Origin of the sequence: Xanthomonas sp. SHU 199, assembly GCF_000364665.1 — a bacterium.
Taxonomy (GTDB): domain Bacteria; phylum Pseudomonadota; class Gammaproteobacteria; order Xanthomonadales; family Xanthomonadaceae; genus Xanthomonas_A; species Xanthomonas_A sontii.
Map to the genome: position 1 here is coordinate 1 of NZ_AQOI01000735.1, position 4,047 is coordinate 4,047.

Annotated in this window: 4 protein-coding genes and 1 pseudogene; all 5 read left to right on the forward strand. The window is 70.7% G+C overall.

Annotation, left to right across the window (positions count from 1 at the left end; all coding sequences use genetic code 11):
- A pseudogene (locus D183_RS25465) lies at nucleotides 1-180 on the forward strand (tRNA (adenosine(37)-N6)-dimethylallyltransferase MiaA); the annotation flags it as partial.
- Between the two features lie 119 nt (nucleotides 181-299).
- On the forward strand, nucleotides 300-575 hold the full coding sequence (gene hfq / locus D183_RS0120370; protein ID WP_010341316.1) for an RNA chaperone Hfq: 276 nt from the start codon (nucleotides 300-302) through the stop codon (nucleotides 573-575).
- A gap of 26 nt (nucleotides 576-601) precedes the next feature.
- Entirely contained in the window at nucleotides 602-1,927 is a 1,326-nt protein-coding gene (hflX, locus tag D183_RS0120375) for a ribosome rescue GTPase HflX (protein WP_026144705.1), read from the forward strand.
- Nucleotides 1,928-2,093: 166 nt separating this feature from the next.
- A complete protein-coding gene (locus D183_RS0120380) occupies nucleotides 2,094-2,588 on the forward strand; it encodes a CinA family protein (protein WP_017910624.1) in 495 nt (164 codons plus the stop codon).
- 34 nt (nucleotides 2,589-2,622) lie between these two features.
- Nucleotides 2,623-4,047: 2-polyprenylphenol 6-hydroxylase (ubiB, locus tag D183_RS0120385; protein ID WP_017910625.1), on the forward strand; the 1,425-nt coding region annotated here is incomplete at its 3' end.

Consider the following 4,047-nt stretch of genomic DNA (forward strand, 5'->3'; position numbering starts at 1 on the left):
TGGGAGTACCTGGATGGCGTCGGCGATGCGGCGGACTTCCGCGTCCGCGCCATCGCCGCCACCCGGCAGCTGGCCAAGCGCCAGCTCACCTGGCTGCGCGGCGAGCAGGATGCCCGCTGGTTCGACCCGGCGCGCGACGCCGGGCGCCTGCAGGCGGCCCTGGACGCCTTCCTCGGCTGATCGGGCGCGCCGCCGCGCTGTGCTGGCGCCCGCGGTTGTGTAACATCGACGTTCCGGACCACGGCAGGGGAGCTGCAGTGCCGTCCCGGACAATAAAAACAATAATTTGGGAGTGAAGCATGTCCAAGGGGCAATCCTTGCAGGATCCTTTCCTCAACGCGTTGCGTCGCGAACGGGTCCCTGTCTCGGTGTATCTGGTCAACGGCATCAAGCTGCAGGGCACGATCGAGTCGTTCGATCAGTTCGTGGTCCTGCTGCGCAATACCGTCAGCCAGATGGTCTACAAACACGCCATTTCCACCGTGGTGCCGGCGCGCAACGTGCGCGTGGGACCGGGCGGCGGCTATGTGCAGCAGAACGAAGGTGGCAGTGCGGGTGATGATGAAGTCGAGTAGTACCGTAACGAAGTGCGGAGCCGCGGGTGTTTGATCGGTCCCGCCGCGGCGAACATGCACTGCTGATCCAGCCCTACGCGGGCGGTCCGTTGGAAGACGATGTGCTGGAGGAGTTCGCCGACCTGGCGCGCTCGGCCGGTGCCAGCATCGCCGCTACCGTGACTGCGCGCATCGACAAGCCGAGTCCGGCGACGCTGATCGGCAGCGGCAAGCTGGAAGAGGTCAAGGCCGCCGCCGACGCCAGCGGTGCCGATCTGGTTCTGGTCAACCACGCGCTCAGCCCCGGCCAGGAGCGCAACCTGGAGAAATACCTGGAGCGGCGCGTGATCGACCGCACCGGGCTGATCCTGGACATCTTCGCCCAGCGCGCGCGCAGCCACGAAGGCAAGCTGCAGGTCGAACTGGCCCAGTTGCGGCACATGGCCACCCGGCTGGTGCGCGGCTGGACCCACCTGGAGCGCCAGCGCGGCGGTTCGATCGGCCTGCGCGGCCCCGGCGAAACCCAGCTGGAAACCGATCGCCGCCTGCTGCAGAAGCGGGTGGAGCAGTTGCAGAAGCGGCTGGAGAAGGTCGAGGTGCAGCACACCCAGATGCGCCGCGCGCGGGTGCGCAGCGAGCTGCCGCGGATCGCGGTGGTGGGCTACACCAACGCCGGCAAGTCGACCCTGTTCAACGCGCTGACCGGCGCCGAAGCCTACGCCGCCGACCAGTTGTTCGCGACCCTGGACCCGACCGTGCGGCGCATCGCGCTGCCCGGCGGCAACGCGATGCTGGCCGATACCGTCGGCTTCGTGCGCAACCTGCCGCATGAGCTGGTGGCGGCGTTCCGCTCGACCCTGTCCGAGGCGCGCGAGGCCGATCTGCTGCTGCACGTGGTCGACGCCGCCGATCCGCTGCGCGAGGAGCGCATCGCCCAGGTCGACGAGGTGCTGCACGCGGTCGGCGCCGGCGAACTGCCGCAGTTGCTGGTGTTCAACAAGATCGACCGCATCGAGGGCGCCGAGGTGCGTCACGATGCGCAGGACGGCGTGCCGGACACGGCGCGGCGCGAGCGGGTGTGGATCTCCGCGCGCGACGGCCGCGGCCTGGACCTGCTGCAGCACGTGCTCGGCCAGCGCCTGGGCCTGCGCCACGTGCAGGGCAGCCTGCGCCTGCCGCCGAGCGCCGGACGCCTGCGCTCGCAATTGCACCAGTTGCAGGTGATCCGCAGCGAGCAGGCCGACGAGGAGGGCTGGCTGCTGCAGGTGGACATCCCGATCACCGAGGCCGAGCGCCTGGCCGCCACGGCCGACGGCGCGCCGATCCGCGCGCTGCTGCCGCCGCGCGAGCAGGAGGAGTGGCAGCAGCGCTGAGTGCCGCGTCCACGCCGGCGTCGGCACGCTCGACGCCGATGGGCGGGCCGGCGTGGTCGCGGCCCATGCGCCGCGTTGGCTGACGGCCGGCCATCCGCCGGCACGCGCAGGCGCGACAGCCACGGCGAATTGGGCTACAAAGCGCACTGGTTTCCCGAGCTGTGCCATGACGCTTCCCACCGATTCGGATCTGCTGCAACAGGCCACCGCGCTCAGCGATCGCTTGCGCACCGCGCGCGAGCGCCTGGTCACCGCCGAAAGCTGCAGCGGCGGCTGGATCGCCAAGGTGATGACCGACGTCGCCGGGTCTTCGGCCTGCTTCGACTGCGGCATCGTCGCCTACAGCTACGAGGCCAAGCAGGCCTTGCTGGGCGTGCGTCCGCAGACGCTGGAGCATCATGGCGCGGTCAGCCGGGAGACGGTGATCGAGATGGTGTCCGGGGCGCTGGTCAATTCCGGCGCCAGCGTCGCGGTCGCGGTGACCGGCATCGCCGGGCCGGGCGGCGGCTCCGCGGACAAGCCGGTCGGCAGCGTCTGGCTGGGCTGGAAGCGCCGCGGCGGCTATGCCAGCGCGCAATTGTTCCATTTCCCGGGCGACCGCGACGCGGTGCGCCGGCAGACCGTGGCGGCGGCCCTGCGCGGCCTGGACGCGTTGCTGTGATCGTGGCCGCGCGCCTTCCCCGAGGATGAGCGCGATGTGGGAGGCGTTGAGCACCGTCCGCGACCTGGGACGCCTGCAGGAAATCGCCTCGGTGCTGATCCGCTACGGGTTCGGCGACGTGGTCCGGCGCATCGGCATGGCCGACGTGCTGGAGCGCGCCGGGCGCCTGCTGCACTGGCACAACGCCGAGGAGATGCTGCGCATGTCGGCCCCGCAGCGGGTGCGGCGCGCCCTCCAGGACCTCGGCCCGACCTTCGTCAAGCTGGGCCAGGTGCTGGCCACGCGCGTGGACCTGCTGCCGCCGGAATGGATCGACGAACTGGGCGAACTGCAGAACGCCGCGCCGGCGCTGGACTACCCGCAGATCCTGCCGCAGCTGATCGAGGCGCTCGGCGAAGAGCCGACGGCGATCTTCGCCGAGGTCGAGGAAACCCCGCTGGCCGCCGCCTCGCTGGCGCAGACCCATCGCGCCCGGCTGCACGACGGCACCGCCGTGGTGATCAAGGTGCGCCGCCCCGGCATCCGCGAGGTGATCGAGGCCGACCTGCGATTGCTGGCGCGGCTGGCGGAGATCGTCGAAGCGCGCGCGCCGGACCTGAAGCGCTATCACCCGGCCGCGGTGGTGCAGCAGTTCACCCTGTCGCTGCGCCGCGAGCTGGATTTCGCCGGCGAATGCCGCAATGCCGAGCGCATCGCCGCCAACTTCCAGGGACACGACGAGATCGTGATCCCGCGGGTGCACTGGCAATGGACCTGCGAGACCTTGAACGTGCAGGACTTCGTCGACGGCATCGGCGGCCGCGACCTGGCCGCGGTCGACGCCGCCGGCCTGGACCGTCGCCAATTGGCGCGCACCGGCGCCGACATCGTGCTGAAGATGGTGCTGGAGGACGGCTGTTTCCACGCCGATCCGCATCCGGGCAACATCTTCTACCTGCCCGGCGAGCGCATCGCGGTGATCGACTTCGGCATGGTCGGGCGCATCTCCGAACAGCGCCGCTACCAGGTGGTGCAACTGCTGCACGGGCTGGTCACCCAGGACGCCGAGGCGGTCGCCGACATCCTGCTGGAGTGGACCGACGGCGAAGTCGAGGTCGACGAGGCGCGCTTGCACCTGGAAATCGCCGCCTTCGTCGACCAGTACCGCGGCGTGCCCCTGAAGGACCTGCGGGTCGGTGCGATGCTCGGCGACGTCACCGCGCTGCTGCGCCAGCACGCGCTGGCGCTGCCGGCGGACCTGGCGCTGATGATCAAGACCTTCCTGACCCTGGAAGGGGTCGGGCGCCAGCTCGATCCGGACTTCGACATGGCCGGCGCCGCCGCCCCGTACCTGGAGCGGGTGATGCTGCAGCGGTTCGCGCCGCGGGCGATGGCCCGGCGCGGCCGTCGCACCGTGCTGGGCGCGCTGGAACTGCTCGGCGATCTGCCGCGCGACACGCGCCGGCTGCTGCAGGCGGGG

What these genes read in the sequence shown, in the direction of transcription:
- hfq (WP_010341316.1), top strand. Translation starts at nt 300, where the DNA reads ATGTCCAAGGGGCAATCCTTGCAGGATCCTTTCCTCAACGCGTTGCGT.
- D183_RS0120380 (WP_017910624.1), top strand. Translation starts at nt 2,094, where the DNA reads ATGACGCTTCCCACCGATTCGGATCTGCTGCAACAGGCCACCGCGCTC.